The organism is Marinomonas sp. S3726 (genome assembly GCF_000967665.1).
Lineage (GTDB): Bacteria > Pseudomonadota > Gammaproteobacteria > Pseudomonadales > Marinomonadaceae > Marinomonas.
The window spans coordinates 1-20,261 of record NZ_JXYC01000013.1 but is presented as its reverse complement, the minus strand read 5'-3'; the positions used below and the strand labels follow the sequence as shown (position 1 = coordinate 20,261).

The 20,261-nt window shown below is 40.2% G+C and carries 20 protein-coding genes; 10 read left to right on the top strand and 10 right to left on the bottom strand.

All coding sequences use genetic code 11. From position 1 onward, the window contains the following. Positions 1–14: 14 nt before the first annotated feature. Positions 15–251 (top strand): DUF2164 domain-containing protein, encoded by a 237-nt coding sequence (locus TW85_RS12495; RefSeq protein ID WP_046017471.1) that lies wholly within the window; start codon positions 15–17, stop codon positions 249–251. A gap of 42 nt (positions 252–293) precedes the next feature. On the opposite strand, the gene TW85_RS12490 is transcribed toward TW85_RS12495, so the two are convergent. Together TW85_RS12490 and TW85_RS12485 are read right to left on the bottom strand one after the other, a co-directional pair. Further along, positions 294–647 (bottom strand): nuclear transport factor 2 family protein, encoded by a 354-nt coding sequence (locus TW85_RS12490; protein ID WP_046017470.1) that lies wholly within the window; start codon positions 645–647, stop codon positions 294–296. 50 nt (positions 648–697) lie between these two features. Next, entirely contained in the window at positions 698–1,153 is a 456-nt protein-coding gene (locus TW85_RS12485) for a VOC family protein (RefSeq protein WP_046017469.1), read from the bottom strand. Positions 1,154–1,264: 111 nt separating this feature from the next. Between TW85_RS12485 and TW85_RS12480 the strand changes: the two genes are divergently transcribed. Beyond that, a complete protein-coding gene (locus tag TW85_RS12480) occupies positions 1,265–2,188 on the top strand; it encodes a LysR family transcriptional regulator (protein ID WP_046017579.1) in 924 nt (307 codons plus the stop codon). A gap of 38 nt (positions 2,189–2,226) precedes the next feature. Here the strand turns inward: TW85_RS12480 and TW85_RS12475 are convergent, their stop codons facing one another. Beyond that, entirely contained in the window at positions 2,227–3,435 is a 1,209-nt protein-coding gene (locus TW85_RS12475; RefSeq protein WP_202904861.1) for an MFS transporter, read from the bottom strand. 96 nt (positions 3,436–3,531) lie between these two features. Here TW85_RS12475 and TW85_RS12470 point away from each other — a divergent pair, with 96 nt between their 5' ends. Beyond that, positions 3,532–4,422 (top strand): LysR family transcriptional regulator, encoded by an 891-nt coding sequence (locus TW85_RS12470; protein ID WP_046017467.1) that lies wholly within the window; start codon positions 3,532–3,534, stop codon positions 4,420–4,422. 77 nt (positions 4,423–4,499) lie between these two features. Next, positions 4,500–5,399, top strand: a complete 900-nt coding sequence (locus tag TW85_RS12465; protein ID WP_046017466.1) for an AraC family transcriptional regulator — start codon at positions 4,500–4,502, stop codon at positions 5,397–5,399. Between the two features lie 73 nt (positions 5,400–5,472). Here TW85_RS12465 and TW85_RS12460 read toward each other — a convergent pair whose 3' ends face one another. Continuing rightward, entirely contained in the window at positions 5,473–7,032 is a 1,560-nt protein-coding gene (locus tag TW85_RS12460) for a PAS domain-containing methyl-accepting chemotaxis protein (protein WP_046017465.1), read from the bottom strand. Positions 7,033–7,587: 555 nt separating this feature from the next. Between TW85_RS12460 and TW85_RS12455 the strand changes: the two genes are divergently transcribed. Then, on the top strand, positions 7,588–8,112 hold the full coding sequence (locus TW85_RS12455; RefSeq protein ID WP_046017464.1) for a DUF1439 domain-containing protein: 525 nt from the start codon (positions 7,588–7,590) through the stop codon (positions 8,110–8,112). A gap of 96 nt (positions 8,113–8,208) precedes the next feature. Here TW85_RS12455 and phnR read toward each other — a convergent pair whose 3' ends face one another. The 4 genes from phnR to TW85_RS12435 all read right to left on the bottom strand — a co-directional run bounded on the left by phnR (position 8,209) and on the right by TW85_RS12435 (position 13,225). Beyond that, positions 8,209–8,916, bottom strand: coding sequence for a phosphonate utilization transcriptional regulator PhnR (gene phnR / locus TW85_RS12450; RefSeq protein WP_046017463.1), 708 nt, complete (start codon positions 8,914–8,916; stop codon positions 8,209–8,211). 89 nt (positions 8,917–9,005) lie between these two features. Continuing rightward, positions 9,006–10,919: a putative 2-aminoethylphosphonate ABC transporter permease subunit gene (locus TW85_RS12445; protein WP_238326209.1), complete on the bottom strand. Its 1,914-nt coding sequence runs from the start codon at positions 10,917–10,919 to the stop codon at positions 9,006–9,008. After that, the gene (locus TW85_RS12440; protein WP_046017462.1) at positions 10,916–12,064 is read right to left on the bottom strand and encodes a putative 2-aminoethylphosphonate ABC transporter ATP-binding protein; all 1,149 of its coding nucleotides are present in this window, start codon (positions 12,062–12,064) and stop codon (positions 10,916–10,918) included. Before TW85_RS12440 ends, TW85_RS12445 begins: the two co-directional genes overlap by 4 nt. 132 nt (positions 12,065–12,196) lie before the next feature. Next, the gene (locus TW85_RS12435) at positions 12,197–13,225 is read right to left on the bottom strand and encodes a putative 2-aminoethylphosphonate ABC transporter substrate-binding protein (protein WP_084616281.1); all 1,029 of its coding nucleotides are present in this window, start codon (positions 13,223–13,225) and stop codon (positions 12,197–12,199) included. A gap of 263 nt (positions 13,226–13,488) precedes the next feature. Here TW85_RS12435 and phnW point away from each other — a divergent pair, with 263 nt between their 5' ends. From phnW to TW85_RS12415, 4 genes are all read left to right on the top strand, one after another. After that, positions 13,489–14,607 carry a 2-aminoethylphosphonate--pyruvate transaminase gene (phnW, locus tag TW85_RS12430; RefSeq protein ID WP_046017461.1) on the top strand — a complete coding sequence of 373 codons (1,119 nt, stop codon included), beginning with the start codon at positions 13,489–13,491 and terminating at the stop codon, positions 14,605–14,607. Between the two features lie 3 nt (positions 14,608–14,610). Further along, positions 14,611–15,990 carry an aspartate aminotransferase family protein gene (locus tag TW85_RS12425; protein ID WP_046017460.1) on the top strand — a complete coding sequence of 460 codons (1,380 nt, stop codon included), beginning with the start codon at positions 14,611–14,613 and terminating at the stop codon, positions 15,988–15,990. An 89-nt stretch (positions 15,991–16,079) separates the two neighbouring features. Then, positions 16,080–16,889, top strand: a complete 810-nt coding sequence (gene phnX, locus TW85_RS12420) for a phosphonoacetaldehyde hydrolase (protein ID WP_046017459.1) — start codon at positions 16,080–16,082, stop codon at positions 16,887–16,889. Between the two features lie 206 nt (positions 16,890–17,095). Next, entirely contained in the window at positions 17,096–17,974 is an 879-nt protein-coding gene (locus tag TW85_RS12415; RefSeq protein ID WP_046017458.1) for a DMT family transporter, read from the top strand. 35 nt (positions 17,975–18,009) lie between these two features. On the opposite strand, the gene TW85_RS12410 is transcribed toward TW85_RS12415, so the two are convergent. Beyond that, entirely contained in the window at positions 18,010–18,465 is a 456-nt protein-coding gene (locus tag TW85_RS12410) for an Lrp/AsnC family transcriptional regulator (RefSeq protein ID WP_046017457.1), read from the bottom strand. Positions 18,466–18,648: 183 nt separating this feature from the next. On the opposite strand from TW85_RS12410, the gene TW85_RS12405 reads away from it, so the two are divergent. Continuing rightward, a complete protein-coding gene (locus TW85_RS12405; protein ID WP_046017456.1) occupies positions 18,649–19,584 on the top strand; it encodes a DMT family transporter in 936 nt (311 codons plus the stop codon). A gap of 100 nt (positions 19,585–19,684) precedes the next feature. On the opposite strand, the gene TW85_RS12400 is transcribed toward TW85_RS12405, so the two are convergent. Then, positions 19,685–20,110 carry a PilZ domain-containing protein gene (locus tag TW85_RS12400; protein ID WP_046017455.1) on the bottom strand — a complete coding sequence of 142 codons (426 nt, stop codon included), beginning with the start codon at positions 20,108–20,110 and terminating at the stop codon, positions 19,685–19,687. Positions 20,111–20,261 lie beyond the last annotated feature (151 nt).

Genomic DNA, 20,261 nt, shown 5'->3' with positions numbered 1-20,261 from the left:
GAGTGAAAACGAATATGTCTAAATTTACCTTTACTCAACTAGAAAAAGATAAATTAATCCCTAAGCTAAAGCAGCATATGTCAGCAGAGTTTGAATTAGATCTTGGCGGTTTTGAAGCAGAATTTTTATTAGATTTTATTGCTAAGGAATTTGGGTCTAGTTTTTATAACAAGGGTCTTCAAGATGCTCAAGCGGTTGTACTTGAGCGAATGGAAGTCATCAACGAAGAGATCTATGCATTAGAGAAATAGCAGGTTATCTGATAGTCAGCTACTTTTCCTTATGGCCAGCTTTTAAAGTTGGCTTAGATCTGCATAGACTAAATAATCGACTATCTTGTCATCTTCTAGCTTTAAAATAGTGGCAAAATTCGCACTCGTCTTTGTTTGATCTAATCGAATATAACTTACCTCACCATGGCAGATGAGTCCGCCTTCCACCTGCCAAATATTGTCTAACCTATGTTGCATACTTTGAATGCTAGTAAAGAAAGCTTTGTTTGCTTCTAGTACAGCGACCTTGCCTTGTGTGCTAGGAAAGTTTGCTAGTTTAAAGTTGACCTGATCAGCTAGAAAAAGAGAGAGTTTATCTAGGCTTTTTTCATCGACAGCCTGATATAGACGCTTCATAAACTGATTTGCTTGCATGTGAGTATCTCCTGATATTTAAGTTTTACCTTGTTAGTCTTAATGGCTTTTTAGGCGCTTGCTACTCGAGTAATGCCAGACGTTTCACCACCGTATAAATTTCTCTGTGCGTCTTGATCTGACAAGTACTCGATGAACTCAAATTCAAACCCCGCTGGGTCAATAAAATATAAAGTTTTACGATAGGGATGGTCGGCGCCAATCGTCGCAATTTCATAGCCCTTATCCTTCAGACGCTGAGCAATTTCTTCAAGTTCTGTTACCTCAAAACCTATGTGAGCTAGGCCCATATCATGGCTTTTTAAATTACGGTTTTCTGATGTGCCACCATCATTTAGGGTGATGTAGTTTTCCTGGGTACCCACATGGCACCAACGACGAAAAACGCCATACCATTCACTTTTACCTTCTCCTCTAATTTCCCATTCAGGAAAAGCTGTTAGAAGAAAAGAGCAACTAGCTTCTATGTCCTTTACCACCAAATTTACATGTTCTAAACGGATCATATTTCTCTCCTTACATGAGTTAGTAGGTAAAGCTTAGTGCTAGGGCGATTGTTTGATAAGCCCGCTTATGGGAAGATGATTAATGAAAAAAAGTTAATAATTGGTGGTTTTATGTTTGAAATTAACAGTATTCCTGTCTTTATTTCAGTAGTTGAGCAAGGTAGCTTCTCAAAAGCCGCAGAAGTGTTAGGTTTTTCTAACTCTGGTGTGAGCAAGCGGATTAGTGCTTTAGAGGCTCAGTTAGGTGTAAAGCTTTTATACCGATCTACCAGAAAACTGAGCTTAACTGAGGCGGGTGAACGCTATTATCAACACGCTCAAAGAGCCTTTGAAGCGGCAAAGGAGGCTGAAAGTGCTGCAACGGGTTTGCAGCAAGAAGCGCAAGGTGTATTAAGAATCAGTGCGCCTATGTCTTTTTCGCGTAGTCATATTGCCCCTATTATCCCTAAGTTTTTAAAAGCTTACCCTAAGATCAGTATCCAACTGGAATTAAGCGATACCTGGTCTGATGTGATATCAGAGGGATATGATCTTGCGTTAAGGGCGGGAGACCTTCCAGATTCCAGTTTGGTTGCTAAGCCTCTAGCGCCATTACACAGTGTGATTTGTGCTGCCCCAAATTATCTAGAAGAGTTTGGTTCCCCCAAGGAGCCTGCTGACTTAGTGCAACATAACTGCCTTTTATACTCATATCACTCGACTTCAAATGAGTGGTTTTTTAATCGCAATGATGAAGACGTTAGGGTCGAAGTAAAAGGCAATTATCAGGTAAACAACAGTGACGCATTGAAAGAAGCCCTGTTAACGGGTTTAGGAGTGGGGCGCTTACCTAGTTTTATTGCAGGTGAGGAAATTAAAAAAGGGAACTTAATCCCTTTATTAACAGGCTATCAAATGCCGTATAAAAACCTCGTTGCGCTTTATCCCCAGAGGCAATATCTTGCTAAAAAAGTCAGTGTATTTTTGAGTTTTCTAGAAGAGCAGTTTGATCAGAGTTTACCTTATTGGGATGATTGGAAAAGGTCACCATCATAACTGTGATCCTGGATGTTTAAAGACATCTCAAATTGAATTTATATGATTTGTGGGTTTATCTCCGATCTTGTTTTGAATAAGGATAAGCCCAGTAAAAATATAACAATTAATGCAAAGAGTGATGCCATTACAACCCCGTTCCAGCCATAGGCTTGCCAGAATGGATCAAGGTAAAAACTGCCAAAACTTGCCCCCATATAATAGAAGGTCAGATAGAGGGCACTTGCACTCGCATTGGCTTTTACTTTGGAGCGACTTGCTTGTTTACTGACCCAAGCACTTGCAGTGGAGTGAGTCAGAAAAAAGCCAAAGCTGTTTATTGTTAAGCCAAAAATGATGGCAAAGAGACTTAATTCTAGCGTGATTAGAGAGCCAAGTATTAAAAAACTTGTACCCAGCATCATACAAGTAGGCTGAGAGTATTTAAGGGCTAGTTTTCCTGATAAAGAAGAAGCACATGTGCCTGCTAAATAGGTTAAAAACAGCATGCCTATTAATTTACTAGAGAGTGAATATGGGGCTGACTCAAGAACAAAAGTAATATAGCTATATTGATTAATAAAAATAAAAAAGCTTAAACCTCCAATGAGATAGGCGATGATGAGGTACTTATTTGCTAGATGCTGTCTAAAGTTGCCTAAAATAGTACTTAAACTTAAGGTTTTTGCAGAAAAGTGCTGAGAATTAGGCAGTAAATAAGCGAAGCTAATTAGGCAGAAACTTGAGATACCAGCCATGATAAGAAAGGTATTGCTTAAGCCTTGCCATTCTCCTAGAAAGCCTCCTAACAGACGGCCTCCAATGCCTCCTAAAGAGTTTCCTGCAATGTATAGACCCACAGCAATTGTCATAGCATCAGATTGATATTCTTCTGCAAGATAGGCTATTGCCATGGCAGGCAGACCGGCTAAAAAGAACCCCTGTACTCCTCTCAATATTAATAAGTCTTGATATTGGGAGGCAAAAGCCAGAGCAAGGGTGGTGATAATAATACCCAGCATGGCCGCTAGCATTAGCCACTTTCTACCGAGTGCATCTGAAAGAGGGCCGAATATCAGCAAAGACAAACCTAAAACAAAGGTTGTTATAGTAAAGCTCGCATTTGCTTCTAGACTAGAGATGCCAAATTGGCGGGCTATCATTGGCAACAAAGGTTGGGTCACATAAACATTGGCAAATACCATAAAAGAACCAATAAGTAGGGCTAGGTTCGCTCGCCAAAAAATTTTACTGCCTGTCTGTATCACTGTCATTACTCTATTGTGCTTAAGATAAATTGACTATACGCAGACATTTAAAATCAATAAAATTCATATTAATGATCAAATCTATAAGGATTGTTGATGGAAATTAAGCAGCTTAGATATTTTTTAGCCGTTTCAGATGATTTAAGTTTTACCAAAGCCGCATCAAGACTAGGTGTGGCTCAGCCTGCTGTGAGCATGTCTATCCAAAAACTTGAGCAAGATCTTGAATTAACTTTACTTCATCGCGCTGATCGTAAAGTCAGCCTGACTGATGAGGGCAGAGCGCTTTATCAATATGCTCAAAGAATTATTCAGACACATGATGATGCGGAATTGGAGATGAATGAGCGCAGGGGCTTAGTAAAAGGCGATGTGAGAATCGGTATTTCTAGCATGCTGGGTTCATATTATTTTCCGCCTATTCTGATGGCATTTAAGCATCAATACCCTATGCTCAACCTTGAAGTCATAGAAGGTGGAACCTCAGACCTTCAACATAAAATAGAAAAGGGAGAAATTGACCTTGGTGTTGTTGTCGCAGAAGATGTGCCTGACAGCTTGGAAATGCGTTCTATTTTAACCGAAGAAATGCTAGTCACAGTGGATGAAACACACGCCTTCACTGAACTTGAAAAAATCACCCCAGAGCAGTTTTTTTCACAAGAGTTAGTGATGTTTAAGCAAGGTTATTTTCATCGAAAAGCGGTTGATAGATTAGCAAAAGAGACGGGAGCAAGTCTTAACATTGGTTTTGAAACAAACCTACTTCCTCTTATAAAATCTATTATTAAACAAGGGTTTGGTATCTCCACCTTGCTTGCTATGGTAACCCAAGATGATGAGGCTTTGATTACTCGACCTTTTGATCCTCCTATTTTTTTAGATCTAAATATAGCGTGGCGAAAGCATGGTTATTTATCCCATGCTAATAAGGCATTCTTGGACTTTTTATTAGCCTATACGCTTACTCAAAAGAAAGATTTGTAATGGCGTAAATTGAGCAAGATTTGCTAAATGGGCACTTGTTAAACTGATTTTACTGAAACCATGAAGGGAAAGTTTGAATGGCGGTATCTAAAGTACGTTATGAATCACGATTGCAAAAGCTTATTGATTATATTTACTCACACTTAAATGAGAGTTTGGATTTAATCACAATGGCTGAAGTAGCGGGTATTTCTCAATATCACCTGCATCGAATTTATACCAGTATTTATGGAGAAAGCCTCTCTAGTATGATCAAACGTCTACGGTTGCATAAATCAGCTGGTTTGTTGGTGAATACTGATTTAGCGATTGAAGAAGTGGCGAAACAATCGGGTTATCGTCACCTTCAATCCTTCTCCCGTGCTTTCAGTGCTGAATTTGGCCTTCCTCCAGTCGGTTTTCGACAGCAAAGGCAGGTTAAAACCAATCATCAAACCCACTTATTAACGCCACATGAGGTGGCGAGGGAGAAAATGAGTATGCAAGATGCCAAATTGAATAATGAGTTTTCGGTCACGCTAGAGCAAGTCGAGCAAGATCTAGCCTTAGTGGCTTATCCTCATCAAGGTTCTTATATGAACATAGGGCAAGCATTTGAAAAGCTCCTAGGATGGGCGGGAATGCGTCAATTATTTGATCAAGATAGCCGAATGATGGGGGTATATTTTCATGACCCTGATAATACGCCAGAACAAGATTTGCGTTCTCTTGCTGGGTTAACGTTAGCGTTAGAAAAGCAGCCTAGTTTAGATGCGCCTTTAGAGCAGTATCAAATAGATGCCGGTAAATACGCTGTTTTGCATTTTAAAGGCCCTTATGCGGATATGCACAGCGCTTATCGTTGGTTTTTCGGTACTTGGTTACCTGAATCAGGCCATGAAGTTGCGGATAAACCGCCTTTTGAAGAGTACTTGAATGACCCTAGGCAAGTTCCTCCAAGTGAATTACTCACTGACATTTATATGCCACTTAAATAGCGAGCAGGTGCTTGTTAAATGGAATATAGCAGCTAACCATAAAGCTAAACTGCTTTACGGTTAGCTGGTTTTGTTAGGCCAGACGTCGGAATTGCTTAACCAGGGAGTCTTGATCTCCTAGCTGCTGACTTAAACTAGAGCACTCTTTCACGGTTTCATTTGCTAGCGATGAAGTGCTGTTACAAACGTCGCTGATAGATTGAATATTGGCATTCATTTCACTTGAGACTTGGGCCAGCTCATGAATAGCGCTGGCAATTTGATCGTTTTTATTTGAAATGTCTTTTACCTGATTAGAGGATGCTCGTAACTTTTCACCAGTACGCTCTGCGCTTTCTACACAGATATCCGCTTGGATATTACCTTCTTTCATGGCTGATACTGCATCTAAAGTCGCTCCCTGAATTTGAGTAATAACCTCCTGAATCTCCTTGGTTGAATCTTGACTGCGTTTAGCCAAAGCCCTGACTTCATCAGCAACTACCGCAAAGCCTCGGCCTTGTTCTCCCGCTCTAGCCGCTTCAATTGCAGCGTTAAGTGCCAGTAAGTTAGTTTGTTCTGCAACGCCTTCGATAACACCTAATACATCATTAATTGTTTTGCCGTGCTCTTCTAATTGGCCTATCACATGTGATGCATTATTGAGTTGGCCCGCAAGACTATGAATTGAGTTAACGGTTTCGCTTACTGCTTGTAATCCATCTGTGGTGGCATCATTAGCTTGCTTTGCAGCATCAGACGTATTGACTGCATTTTCAAGAATTTCATTGGCAGTGGCATTCATTTGGCCAACAGCAGTAGCAACCAGCTCTGTTTCTTGGGTTTGTTTATCCAAGTTATCCGCTGTCATCGAGCCATTATTACTGGATATTTGGGCAGAGGAACCTAGCTGGATATTCGAATCTTGAATCCTACCTACTATGGCATTTACTTCGAATTGGCGCATTTTTAAGGCTAACTTTATTTCAGAAATATCGTTGATTTTGTCGTTATAAATCAGTTCCATAAGTGGATTATCAAAGATCTTTCTCGACTCTTTACTTAAGGCTTCTAATGGCCTGGTAAGCCAATAGGTTGCTAATGAGCTAGTTAAGAATAAAAATGCCAAAGCACCAATTGGCGACACACTTTGGATAAAATAGGAAATAACTAAGCAAGGTAAGAAGCTGAGGCAGGCTCTTTGCCAGAGTCGTGTACGAGGAAGCTTAAGTGCGAGAGGGCTCTTACCAGAACGGATTTTTGCATAAATCCTTTCTGCATTTTCCACATGCTTTCTTTTTGGTGTTAAACGTACTGATTGATACTCGGTTGTTTTACCATTCTGAATAATGGGAGAAGCGAAGGCATCAACCCAATAATGATCTCCGTTCTTACAGCGGTTTTTTACCAGCCCCATCCAAGATTTTTGCTGCTTGAGGTTATCCCATAAATTTTCAAAAGCCGCTTCTGGCATATCTGGATGTCGAACAATATTGTGAGGCTGTCCCAATAGCTCAGATTCACTGAACCCAGAAAGGCTAACAAAGTCCTTACTGACATGGGTAATATGACTAGAAGGGGAGACAATAGATAGGATGTTAAAATCTTCTGGGTAGCTTTGTTCTTTGCCTGTGACTGGGTTGTTTATTCTCATAGTTTTCTCAGTAAATACTCTAAAGCTAATACAAATGTCGGTAAAGTTTTCACTAGTTCACGAACAGTGTATATGCCTTGAGAGCGCTTATTTGTAGTGAAAAGTTTACTGAAATAATGGCAATTTCATTTTAGTGTAAACTTGTGTTTTAAAAATGATATGGGTCAGACGAAGGCCAAATGAGTGGTTTTTTGAAGGTCTTTATTTCTTCAATTATGTTCACTTTTTCCACTCTTTTAGAGGCAAAAAAGCGCTTTTTAAGGGTAAAATACAAATTTATAATGAGACAGATAGCTTTGCTTTAACCCTAAAGAAGGCCTTAAGTAGGGATGAATAACAGCTTTCTTTTTATAAATCCTTAAGGCTTCTTTAAGCTTTGATGGTTAGGCTAGATAACCTGAAATTAATCACCTTTTAATGTAAAAGGTGCGAGTAAACTGCTATTAGTATTCGAGTTTAGATTCTCGTTTTATGTAAAGGATTTTGAGCAGGCAAGAAAATCGAGGAACTTATTCGTAGGTTACCTTGTTATTAATTAATATTTGAGAGAATGAAATGAAACTACTAATTACCTGCCTTTTTATCGCAATGACTAGCTTTGCAAATGCTTTTTCTTATACGCAAAATTTTACTCAAGCAGAGCTGCAACAAGAAGTTGAGAAAGTAATGCCGATTGTTAAAAAGAAATACTTTATGACAATCACCCTATCTGATCCAAAAATTGACTTGATAGAAGGTTCTGATGAGCTAGGCCTTAAATCTCATATTAATGTGACTGCTCCGGGCGGTTTGCAAGGGGATGGGATAGTTCATGTGGTAGGTCAACTTGATTACAATCAGGCTGAAGGAGCACTGTATTTCAAAAATGCTCGTTTAATTGAATTGAGCCTTAATGGCGTTCCACCAGAAATTCAGCCAGAACTGAAAAAAATTGCCCAGTCTAGCCTGACTAGAACTTTATCTCAGCGTCCTGTTTATGTACTAAATGATCAGGATGTAAAACAGAAGATTGCTAAAGCTACCTTGCAATCCATCATTGTGAAAAACCAAGAGTTAGAAATTACCTTTGGTATTCTTTAATTCGCAATAAGCTTGGTATAAGGCTCAAATGGAAGTTTTAGAAAGAAGGTGTTCTCCTAAAGAAATACCTTCTTTTTTTGTGTCAGTATTTTTTATCTATTCTTTTATTAAGGTCGCCACGGACTGAATATTAATGGCATCGTGGCGCCAATATTCTAGATCGCAATCGATTAAGCGGCCATTTTGGTCATGATTGACTCTTTCTACTAGCATGGCTGGGCTTCCTGATGTTGCTCTAAGTGCTTGCGCAATCTCCCCCTGTAATGAACTAGTTCGAATATGATATCGGGTTTGGCTATAAAGAATGTCGTAATCTTCCTTATAGGTATGGGTAAGAGACGCTATAAAATCTTTTTCTTGTAACTCTGGGAAATATTCAGCGATCACATAATTTATTGTGACAGCAACGGGCCTATTATCTAAAAAACGCAACCTTTCTAACTTATACACCTGAGTAAAGGCTTCTACTCCTAATAACTTGGCTGCATCCCTTGGGCAAGGTAATAACTCCGCACTCAGCAACTCAGACCTAGGTTCACGTTTGGCTTTAATTGCCATAGTTTTAAAGTTGTCGGTATTTGTTGGATCATAGGCAAGTGCTGTAGGTGATACAAACCAACCACGCCTATCTTCACGGAAGATTTTTCCATCAGACTCTAATAAGGAGAGGGCTTCTCTTAATGTTACTCGGCTAGTATTAAAGGTCTCTGCTAGTTTTCTTTCAGCGGGAAACTTACTTCCAGGGGCGAGTAATCCAGCTTCAATTTGTTCATTGATGGATTCCATTATTTTTAGATACTGCAAAAAAAGCGTTTCCTATCATTAAAAGCGAGTGGGGTATTTGGGGAATCATAACAAAGGCACCTTCTTTACTAAAGTAGGTGCCTGAAAAGCTAACTAGGTTGACGCCAAGCTTGAAACTTAGAATAAAAGGTCTGTTGTAACAGTCCGTGGACTATTTTTACGAGTACACAAGTGAGCATGATAAGACTGGCCATGGCCGCCGCTGCCCCCAAGTTACCTGTATCACTGATATTCAATACAGCAACAGCAGCAGGGAGCGTATTACTTGAATATAAGAAGATGATGGCAGAGGTGGTCGTCATGGCATTGATAAACAGATAAATACCAATGTCTAAAATCGCAGGAAAGCACACAGGCAAGGTGACTTTAAAGAAAATCTTATATTGAGGAACCTTGAGAGAGGCTGCAACAGATTCAACCTCTTGTGGCAGTTGTTTTAATGCACTTAATGCCGTGAGATGTCCCACTGTGTAGTAATGAACCAGCGTATTGATGACTAAAATGGCTAAGGTGCCATATAGTAAATTAAGAGGATTACTTGGGTGATTAAAAAAGAAGATATAACCCAAACCAAGTACCATGCCAGGTACGGCCATAGGCAGTAAGCAAAGCATTTGTAATACTTGTTTTAGGCCTTTGTTCAACTGCCCCTTGTCTAGTAAATAAGCACCAACAAAGATAAGCAAAGCGCCAATAATAGCAACTAAACTAGCTAGTTTGAGCGAAGTGAAGTAAGGCTGCCAGCCGTATACACTGAATTGGCTAAATTGGTAGTTATCTAGGCTAATACTCATATTCCAGGGCCAGAACTTGACCAAGGAAGCATATAACGCCATCCCCAAGATACAAAGAATCAGTAAAGCAATGGTGCTGCAAAAAGCGAAGCAGGCGAGGTCTTTCTTCATATTTGGTTTAGGCTTATAAACAATTGAGTTAGAGCTAAAGAGCTGCTGTTGTTTCTTTTGTACTCTATTGTCCAAGATGAAGGTAATAAGTGCGGGTAAGAGTAATAACACACTGGTAACCGCTGCCATTGAAAAATTCTGCTGACCGACCACTTGCTTAAATATGTCTGTGGCCATCACGTTTACATTTCCACCTATTACTTTAGCAACACCAAAATCACAAACAGCTAAGGTAAAAACCACCATAAACGCACTAATTAGACCATATTTTGCTGTGGCAAGAGTGACGGTAAAAAAGGTTTTAATTGGTGACAATTTTAGTGCCGATGCGGCTTCATATAACCTTGCATCTGTCGTCTTTAATGCGGTATTGATAATCATAAATGCGTGGGGGAAACACCAAAACACAAGCCCTATCATTATGCCTATCATGCCGTAAATCGAATGACCTAATAGCACCTCTTTTATTAAACCTTGATTGCCAAATAAGTAAATCAAACTAATAGCAGGGAGCAGTGAAGGGGCGAAAATAGGGCCTAAAGCAATATTTGCAAAAATGTTTTTGCCCGGCATACAAGAGCGATTAATCGCATAGGCATAAACAAAGGCTAGAACTGAAACTATGCCACTAACCGAAAACCCGAGTGTTAATGTTGTGATAAAGGATTGCCTAAGGGTTGGGCTTTGTAGGTAATGGATAAAATTGCTTAGTGCGACAAAACTTCCTTGGCTATCCAGTACACTTTTTTGCAACATGCTAAAAAGTGGCGCAGCCGTAAAGATGAAAAGCATTAGGCTCAATAGACTAATTAAGGTGAACTTAATCAAGGTATCAGTGTTAAGAAACGAGAGCCAACTCGTTTGATTGGTTGCTGGATTTGTTTCAAGAGCAAATGTTTTTTGTCTGGTGCTTGTTTTAGTCGGTTCTCTTTTCTCTTCAATCGTTACAAAGGCGTCAAGAAAATCCTTACTAGGGATATTTCTAGGAGTGTCTTCCTTGGAAGCAAGTGTCGTTTCTTGAGTAGTGGATTGCTCTTGATAACCAAGATGATAATCCAGTACCTGAGCACCTGTTGTTTTCATTTTAGTTGTTATCATTGGCTTATCTCAGTACGAAAGTAGTGAAGCTTGTTGTGGGGGAAGAAGATTTGCTTGTGATCACCAATTTTTAAATCTAAATTCAGGCTTTCTTGCAAAGGGATTTCGACCTGTATTTCCTGCACTATTGTTTCACTAGTTCTTTTTTCTTTATCTTTTAAAAGTTGGCAGTCAACTTTAATACTTGCACCCTGAAAGGTAAGCGATTGAATATTGATAGGAAAACTGATGTTAGAGGCAAGATTTTGGTTGCTCTCTTCAATGTTCGAGAATTGAATATCTTCGGGACGAACGCCTAAAATAAGAGATTGCTGAACATCCGATTCTGTATTCTCTATGTAGTCACTAATAAACTCAGGCCAAAGTGGAGAAAAACTTTGGCCTGCCAATCTAAATTCATTATCTTGTCCAAGTTGTGCTGGGAGAAAGTTCATACTACCGACAAAATTAGCGACAAAATGGGAGGCCGGTTCTAGGTAAATTTCACTGGGAGTGCCTACCTGCTCTATCTTGCCGTGATTCATCACCACAATTTTATCCGCCATTACCATGGCTTCTTCTTGGTCGTGAGTCACCATTATAGTGGTGATGCCAAGTTGCTTTTGTAATTGGCAAATTTCTGTACGCAAATGATGTCTAACCTTGGCATCAAGCGCGGATAAAGGCTCATCGAGTAAAAGTAGCCCTGGCGATAAAGCTAGCGCTCTTGCAAGTGCGACTCTTTGTTGCTGACCGCCGGATAGTTGGCTTGGGAACTTATCGCCAGAACCCGCGAGGTCAATAACAGACAGCCAGTGGTTAACTTTCTTTTGCACTTCTTTTTTATTATGACCTTGCTGTTTGAGAGCCAAAGCAAGGTTGTCAGCAACGCTCAAATTGGGAAAAAGTGCATAGGACTGAAAGACAATACCAAAGTCTCTGTGGCTTGCGGGTAATCGAGTGATATTTTTACTTGCTTGAGTAATATAGCCTTGGTCTGCAATTTCTAAACCTGCAATACAGCGTAATAGGGTGGTCTTACCACAGCCTGATGGTCCTAAAAAACAAATAAACTCTCCTTCTTCAACACTAAGAGAGATATCTTCCAAGGCTTTAAAGTTTGCAAAGGATTTATTGAGCTTATGTATATTTAAGTAGGCTGACATGGGCGTCCCTATTCTTGTCTAGTAGGTGATGAGTTTTACGCTAGCTGTGTGACCGCATGATGACGTTAGCTAAGAGACTTTTAATTTTGTGGTAAGCCAAAAAAAGTGGCTTACCACAAAAAATGTAAAGCCTTATTTTGGTTCAGACTTGGCATCAAATTTTTGAGACCAGATTGCCAGTGTGGAGCTTCTACCTTGTGCCATAGCGCTAAAGTCCAATTTCACCATGGCTTTTTCAACGTCAGGATAGTTCGCCACTTTTTTATTAACCTGTTTGTGAGACACAATAGGATAGAATTGGCTGTAAAGTTCATTGGCTTTTCGAGACAAAGACCACTCGACAAGGCGTTTAGCCGCTTCTGATTGAGTGTTTACTAAACCAACCGCTTCCGCTTCCCAACCTATGCCTTCACTTGGCATAAGAATATCAATGGGTGCACCTTGTGACTTTAACTTGGCACCACGGCTTGCCATAGAAATACCAATTGCTACTTCCCCCATAGCTGCCTGTACGCAAGGTTTAGAGCCGGAGTGGGTGTAGTGAGCAATGTTTTGATCAAGCTCTTGCATAAATTGCCATGCTTTTTGCTCTCCCATGGTTTGTAGCCAAGTTGAGACTTGCATATAACCCGTACCAGAAGAGGCTGGGTTTGGCATGGCAATATGTCCTTGATAAACCGACTTAGTTAAATCCTTCCAGCTGTTTGGCTTAGGTAAGTTGTTTGTCTTAGCAACTCTTTCGTTAAAGCATACGGCATTGAAAAAAGCATCATTACCGAACCAAGCTTGTTGTGCTTCAGGGTCATTTAGATAGGAGCGAGTTTCGGCCAAACCCTGTGGTACATAATGTTTTACTATGCCTTCGTTTTTAAGTAGAGCCATAGAAGAGCCAGCTAGCCCCCAAATGACTTCTGCTTGAGGGTTATTTTTTTCAGCTAAGAGTTTTGCCGTCATTATGCCAGTAGAGTCTCTCACCCAACGGATAGTGATATCTGGGTTTTCAGCTTCAAAACCTGCTTTGTAAGGTGCAAGTTGCTCTGTTTCAAAAGCCGTGTAAACAGTTAGCTCTTTTGCACTTGCAAGTGAGCTAGTGAACATGGCAGCACATAGAGAAGTGACACTAAAACATAAAGACGTGTGGAGCTTAGAGAAGGTTTTCATAAGTTTTCCTTTTGGTATTTACCAGATTGTTTGTTTCATACTAGAAAAGGAATATGACACTCATGTTTCAAAGATAAGTCATTATATTAAGTTTTGATGACAATGAGATATTGCATATATCATGAGTTTATCGTGTCAAAATCCATTAAAAGACACAGTATTTAAAATACTTCTCTTATGAAATTTTCATTTATGGCTTTACAAGAAAGTGAAAGAGTCAGTATAGTTTCTCCAAACTGGTATATACCAAATGGAGTTTTTGAATGCGAAATCTTGAAAATCAATACTTACTTCTCACCCCAGGCCCTTTAACAACGACAAAAACAGTACGTGAAGCCATGCTACAAGATTGGTGTACTTGGGATGATGAATACAATTTAGACATAGTGCAGGTCATACGATCTAAACTGGTTTCATTAGCCGTATCAGCATCAAATGCAGAACAATATACAGCGACCTTGATGCAAGGAAGTGGTACCGCTTCAGTGGAAGCAACGATTGGGACTGTGATACCAAAAGGCGGTAAATTGCTGGTGGTTAATAACGGTGCTTATGGGGCACGTATGGCAGAAATTGCGAGCTATTTAGAACTAGATTGTCATGTCTTTGAGCTGGGTGAAATGGCCATGCCAAGTGCCGCCATGATAGATGAAGTTTTGCAACAAGATGCTCAGATTACCCATGTTGCCATGGTGCATTGTGAAACAACCACTGGCATGCTGAATCCCGTTAAAACCGTTTGTGAGACAGTTAAAAAGCATGACAAGGTTATGATTTTAGACGCCATGTCTAGCTTTGGTGGTATACCGCTTGATATGTCTGAATTAGGCATAGATTTTCTCATTAGTTCTGCGAATAAATGTATCCAAGGTGTACCAGGTTTTGGTTTTGTGATTGCTAATAAAAAGCGATTAGAAGTCTGCCAAGGTCAAGCAAGATCGCTCTCATTAGACCTTTATCAGCAATGGTTATGTATGGAAGCGAACAAGGGTAAGTGGCGCTTTACTTCTCCTACTCACACGGTAAGGGCCTTTGCTCAAGCTATGCTAGAACTAGAGGAAGAAGGTGGTATAGAAGCCAGATATCAACGTTATTCACAAAACCAAAAAATCTTGGTTGAAGGTATGCAAGGATTGGGCTTTAAGTGTCTATTAGACGAAAGCCATCACTCGCCGATTATTACCTCTTTTTACTCACCAAAAGAGCAAGGTTACAAGTTCAAAGATTTTTATAATGCATTGAAAAAACAAGGCTTTGTTATTTATCCAGGCAAGGTATCTGATGCGGACTGTTTTAGAATTGGCAATATCGGGGATGTGTATCCTAGGGATATTGAGCGTCTTATTTTAGCCATCAGCAATGCTATGTACTGGTTGAAATAGAATATGAAAATCTCACCGCTTAATCCGCAAAGTGCTTGCAGCGAAGGGGATACAAATACCAGTGCTGCAAGACAAGACTGGATAGAACAAAGTCACGATCAAAAAACTAAGGATCTGCTATCACAAGATAGCCGCCATTTTTTGCATCAGGCTATGTCAACACCTTGCTTGGATGCCTTAGTTGCTGCCAAAGGGATTTATTTAGAAGACCTAGCTGGCCATAAATACATGGACTTTCATGGCAATAATGTTCATCAGTTAGGTCATGGACATCCTCATGTGATAGCGAAAATACAAACTCAATTAGCTGATTTACCTTTCGCTCCAAGGCGCTTTACTCATCAAGTCGCTGTTGATTGTGCAGCTAAGCTCACTAGCATTGCTGGAGAGTCTTTAAATCGTGTGCTTTTTGCGCCAGGTGGTACTTCAGTTGTTGGTATGGCGCTAAAACTTGCACGGCATGTGACAGGAAATGCCAAGGTGATTTCACTGTGGGACAGTTTTCATGGCGCTTCCATGGATGCAATTTCAGTCGGTGGTGAAGCCTGTTTTAGAGAAAACATGGGACCATTGATGGCTGGTGTTGAGCGCATTCCACCAGCGGTAAGTTATCGTGGCGCTTTACCTTCACCCGATGGTAGTGACCTTCATTATGCAGACTACTTAGAGTATGTGATTGAAAAAGAAGGGGGCGTTGGTGCTTTTATCGCAGAAGCTGTGCGTAATACCGATGTTCAAGTGCCAAGTAAGGCTTATTGGAAGCGAGTAAGAGAAATCTGCGATCGCCATAATGTGCTCTTGATATTAGATGATATTCCTAATGGCATGGGGCGAACAGGACATTGGTTTAGCCATCAATACTATGACATAGAGCCAGACATTCTCTGTATAGGTAAAGGTTTAGGCGCAGGCGTCGTGCCTTTCGCCGCCATGCTGACGAGGGATGAATACAACACGGCTGAGCAAGTGTCTTTAGGCCACTATACCCATGAGAAAAGCCCCATAGGCTGTGCTGCTGCATTGGCAATGATAGAGGTGATTGAAAGGGATAATTTGTTAGAAAAAACACGGCAAGATCATGAGTTTGTCAAAGCAAGATTAGCTGAGTTATCGGCTAAATTTCCCATTATTGGCGATGTTAGAGGCGTTGGCATGCTATGGGGGATCGAGTTAGTAACAGATCCTATAAAGAAAACCCGCGCTCTGGTGCAAGCTGAGCAAGTGATGTATCGCTGTTTGGCATTAGGCCTAAGTTTTAAGGTGAGTCAGGGTAATGTGCTGCAACTTAGTCCACCTCTCATTATTACTCGTTCTGAATTAAGCGAAGCGCTAGCCATTTTAGAGCAAGCCTTGTCAGAGCTTGAATTCACGGTTCTTAAATAGACCGTTTTTAATATGCCATTGTTAATAGACATTAGATTTTTATAGATGCTAGGGCTCAGCCTGATAGCAAATAAACGAGAGGATTTAAAATGCAAAAGTTACAAGCTGTTATTTTTGATTGGGCAGGCACCTTGGTTGATTTTGGGTCCTTTGCGCCAACAACCATTTTTGTGGAAGCCTTTAAACGAGGTTATGACTTTGATGTTTCCTTGGCAGAGGCACGTGTTCCTATGGGGCTGGGTAAATGGGATCATATTCAGGCCGTTGGGCGAATTCCAGAGGTTGCAGAGCGTTGGTTAACTCAGTTTGGCGAGCCAATGACAAATAAGAATATCGATGATATTTATGAAGTTTTTATGCCTTTGCAAATTGCAAAGGTTGCCCAACATGCTGACCCGATCCCTGGTGCGCCACAGGTACTAAATCAGTTAAGAGAGCAAGGCTTAAAAATAGGTTCTTGTACGGGTTACCCTCGTTGTGTCATTGACGAATTATTGCCTGCTGCAAAGGCAAATGGTATCGCACCTGATAATGTGGTGGCGACGGATGATCTTGCCTCTGGTGGCCGACCAGCACCTTATATGGTGCTTAAAAACGTCATTGATTTGGCGGTTACTGATGTTAATGCTTGCGTTAAAGTTGATGACTCAGTGCCAGGTATTACAGAAGGACTGAATGCCAGCATGTGGACAGTCGCTCTTTTATTATCAGGTAATGAAGCTGGTTTAACCCAAGCTGAGTATGAAGCGGCTAATGAAGAGACATTAGCTCAAGCAAGAGCTAAGGCAAGGCTGGCTTTTAAAGATTCAGGAGCACATTATCAAATAGATACCATTGCTAGCCTACCGGCTGTACTTGAAGACATTGATAAGAGAATGGCGGCGGGAGAAAAGCCATAGTCGCTAACTTGTTTATTAAACAAATATCAGCCTTCCACTAATTTAGATAGGCAAATTGAAAGCAAATCTAAATTGATTTTAAGCCGCCTTAGGGCGGCTTTTCTCTATTTTATCCTCTTTGATACTTTCACTTAGAGTAAAAGCCAGTCACACTGCAAAACTGAATGTATATCAGCTATTAAGCTTTACATAACAAGGACTCAGTTTTGTTCTCACGACTTATCACCTTAGCTCCCTTTTTCTTTGTGTTCCTATGGAGTACTGGTTTTATTGGTGCCAAGTACGCGCTGGTTTATATCGAACCTTTTACGCTGCTTATGGTACGTATGTTTATTACCTTAGTGCTTTTAGGGGCTATGTGCTGGTATTGGGTCAAAAAGTGGCCAACCAAAAAAGAAATTGGACACCAGATGGTGGCTGGTTTATTAATTCATGGCGTGTACTTATCTGGTGTGTTTGCTGCCATTAAAGCCGGACTTCCTGCTGGTATAACCGCCATTATTGTCGGTGGACAACCTATCTTAACCGTCGTTTTGAGTTGGTATCTTTATAAAGCCAGGCTCACCTTAAGGCAAAGTTTTGGTTTTGGGTTTGGTTTAATTGGTGTGATTGCTACTGTCTTATTTACTCAGGGAGTAGCTGATTTTAGCTTCTCATTTACGGCCGTTTTATATGCCTTACTGGCACTATTAGCGATTACACTTGGTAGTCTTTATCAAAAGCACTTTGGTGCCAAAGTAGAGTTATTAGCGGCTAATTTTTGGCAATATGTGAGTAGTTTAGTGCTAGTCACTATTTTGTCTTTTACCTTTGAAACGCAAGAAATTGAATGGTCGCTAACCTTAATTTTGTCACTCACCTGGTTGATTTTAGTATTGTCTTTCATGGCCACATTTTTACTACTTTATTTGATACGTGAAGGGGAAGCTTCACAAGTGGCTAGCTATTTTTATTTGGTGCCACCGACAGCAAGTCTCAATGCTTGGGTCCTTTTTGACGAACGCTTAGTCCCCGCTGCCTTATTTGCCATGGGGCTAACGGTATTAGGAGTCTATTTAGTGACTTCAAAAGGGCGTTCTAAATAAAGAGTCAGATTATTAATTTGGTTTTGTTAATTGCTTCAATTAATGGGAATGTTGAGCCCTGTTTTGACATTGTCCATGACCACATTGGTATGAAAACGCTGGATGTTATTATTACTAAAAAATAGCTTTTGAGTCAGCGCTTCGTATTTATGCATATTTTCAACGGTAATAATTAAAATAAAGTCCGCATTACCTGTGACATAGTAACATTGTTGAACTTCTTCATGACTCAGCATAGCTTGTTTGAATTTTTCAATCTCTTCGCTGCCTCCATATTTCACAATAATCTCAACTAAGACAGTGACATGATTTGCTAGTGTTTTGCTATCTAAGATAGCGACTTCTTTTTTGATAGTACCCGTTTCACGCAAACGCTTAATACGCCTTTGGCAAGCGGTTGCTGAAAGGCCAATTTGAGCGCCTATTTGCTCTGTGCTGGTTCGACAGTTCTCTTGCATAATTTTGAGTATTTGATGATCAAAGTTATCCATTGAGTCTTTATTCCTCTTAAAAATAAAATTAACGCATAAAAAGAGCGTATATGAGTGTTCTTTAGTGCGCAACGTCGGCATCTATCTTTTAAGCTTATCACCTTAATTAGTTAAAGCGGGTTAAAGCGATTTAGCGTGATTTGAAGTATTTTTTTGCATTAGGCGAAAAGAGTGAGGTGAGTGATGGGGCAATTAGATCGTAATCAAATTCTAGGCATTGTTTTGGGCATTAGTGCCACTGTCATTTGGGCCGGTTGGCCTGTGCTTTCTAAAATAGCGACGAATAGTCAGTTAGCGCCTTATGATATTACTATGCTTAGGTTCAGCATCTCTGGGCTAGTTTTGTTGCCGTTATTTATTGTGCGATTTGCTAAATTAAAAGCCATTGCAGGGAAAGGCGTAATACTCGCATTTGGTGCAGGCGCACCTTATGTATTGGTTGGTACCTCTGGTATGGCTTATGCGCCTACCTCACACTTTAGCATAATTATGCCTACCTCTATGTTGCTGTTTACCACCATAGCAAGCGTGCTTTGGCTAGGAGAGAAGCTCACCCTGGCACGTATCCTAGGCATTAGCTTTATAATTGCTGGCGTGGTGTTTGTGGGAGGTAATAGTTTAGGTAGTTTGGCCCTAGAAGACACACTTATTGGTGACTTTATGTTCCTTATGTGTGGTTTTTTATGGTCAATTTATACTGTTCTCGCAAGATACTGGAAGATCAATCCATGGGATGCCACTGTGTTAGTTTCTATGGTGTCTATTGTGCTCTATATGCCATTTTACCTTTACCAATTTGGTGGACAAATTTTAGCTGTTGATACTGATACCTTAATTGTTCAAGGCTTGTATCAAGGGGTATTTGCTTCAATTGGCGCGCTTTATTTATATTCGAAAGCGATCAGTTTGTTAGGTGCATCAAAAGGGGCAATTTTTTCCGTTTTGCTTCCACCTTTGTCATTATTATTAGGTTCATTCTTGTTAGAAGAAGTACTTACTTGGGTTGAGGTTGGAGGTTTAATTCTAGTGTGTCTTGGAATGTTGTTTGCCTTTGAGGTTTTCCGTATGCCAAAGCGTTTGATTAAAGCGCCAAGCTTTTCTTCTAAACAAGATAGTTAGGACTGTTTTGCTTATCAGAGGATAAGGATGAACTCTATTTCTTTATAAGTGCTATATACTCATAAGAGAATAGAGTTCTATCTTGGTTAAGTTATTTACCTTAGTGACGGCCAAAGTCTGCGGCATATAATTGAATCCATTCCTGCGCTGCTGTATTGCTGTCTAGCTCTCGGCCTTCTTCTTCTAGAATGCGTCGTCTGTACTGTTCTATATGGCAAATTTGCTGCACCATTCTGACCTTGTACATCTCATCATTATCAGTGAATTTAATACCGACTTCATAACGATGAGTGGCGCTATCGTCATCACATAATTTCGCCCAAACGATTTTCCCTTGACCATAATAAGGTGGGTCAATTGAGGTAATGGTAATATCGACAATCATGCCAACTTCGATAAGTGAATATAAAAAGCAAGACAATCCACCTTCACTTAAGTCCTTCATGTCACATTGTTCTTCCTTGCTCACGACCGCTGTTTTGACACAAATTGGAATATCAGTTGGGTGTCTAAAAAAACGCCTCATCTATTTCTCCAATCAATTTACGAGCAATGTATTTAAGGAGCCTGCGAATAAGCCACCTCGTCTCAGTCTTTTCAGAAAAAGTATCACACAAGGCGTTACTTTGACGTAATGTAGTACCTTTCGAGAAGTAACAACACAGGGTGTTACTTTT

What these genes read in the sequence shown, in the direction of transcription:
- TW85_RS12495 (WP_046017471.1), top strand. Translation starts at nt 15, where the DNA reads ATGTCTAAATTTACCTTTACTCAACTAGAAAAAGATAAATTAATCCCT.
- TW85_RS12490 (WP_046017470.1), bottom strand. Translation starts at nt 647, where the DNA reads ATGCAAGCAAATCAGTTTATGAAGCGTCTATATCAGGCTGTCGATGAA.
- TW85_RS12485 (WP_046017469.1), bottom strand. Translation starts at nt 1,153, where the DNA reads ATGATCCGTTTAGAACATGTAAATTTGGTGGTAAAGGACATAGAAGCT.
- TW85_RS12480 (WP_046017579.1), top strand. Translation starts at nt 1,265, where the DNA reads ATGTTTGAAATTAACAGTATTCCTGTCTTTATTTCAGTAGTTGAGCAA.
- TW85_RS12470 (WP_046017467.1), top strand. Translation starts at nt 3,532, where the DNA reads ATGGAAATTAAGCAGCTTAGATATTTTTTAGCCGTTTCAGATGATTTA.
- TW85_RS12465 (WP_046017466.1), top strand. Translation starts at nt 4,500, where the DNA reads ATGGCGGTATCTAAAGTACGTTATGAATCACGATTGCAAAAGCTTATT.
- TW85_RS12460 (WP_046017465.1), bottom strand. Translation starts at nt 7,032, where the DNA reads ATGAGAATAAACAACCCAGTCACAGGCAAAGAACAAAGCTACCCAGAA.
- TW85_RS12455 (WP_046017464.1), top strand. Translation starts at nt 7,588, where the DNA reads ATGAAACTACTAATTACCTGCCTTTTTATCGCAATGACTAGCTTTGCA.
- TW85_RS12445 (WP_238326209.1), bottom strand. Translation starts at nt 10,919, where the DNA reads ATGATAACAACTAAAATGAAAACAACAGGTGCTCAGGTACTGGATTAT.
- TW85_RS12440 (WP_046017462.1), bottom strand. Translation starts at nt 12,064, where the DNA reads ATGTCAGCCTACTTAAATATACATAAGCTCAATAAATCCTTTGCAAAC.
- TW85_RS12435 (WP_084616281.1), bottom strand. Translation starts at nt 13,225, where the DNA reads ATGAAAACCTTCTCTAAGCTCCACACGTCTTTATGTTTTAGTGTCACT.
- phnW (WP_046017461.1), top strand. Translation starts at nt 13,489, where the DNA reads ATGCGAAATCTTGAAAATCAATACTTACTTCTCACCCCAGGCCCTTTA.
- TW85_RS12425 (WP_046017460.1), top strand. Translation starts at nt 14,611, where the DNA reads ATGAAAATCTCACCGCTTAATCCGCAAAGTGCTTGCAGCGAAGGGGAT.
- phnX (WP_046017459.1), top strand. Translation starts at nt 16,080, where the DNA reads ATGCAAAAGTTACAAGCTGTTATTTTTGATTGGGCAGGCACCTTGGTT.
- TW85_RS12410 (WP_046017457.1), bottom strand. Translation starts at nt 18,465, where the DNA reads ATGGATAACTTTGATCATCAAATACTCAAAATTATGCAAGAGAACTGT.
- TW85_RS12405 (WP_046017456.1), top strand. Translation starts at nt 18,649, where the DNA reads ATGGGGCAATTAGATCGTAATCAAATTCTAGGCATTGTTTTGGGCATT.
- TW85_RS12400 (WP_046017455.1), bottom strand. Translation starts at nt 20,110, where the DNA reads ATGAGGCGTTTTTTTAGACACCCAACTGATATTCCAATTTGTGTCAAA.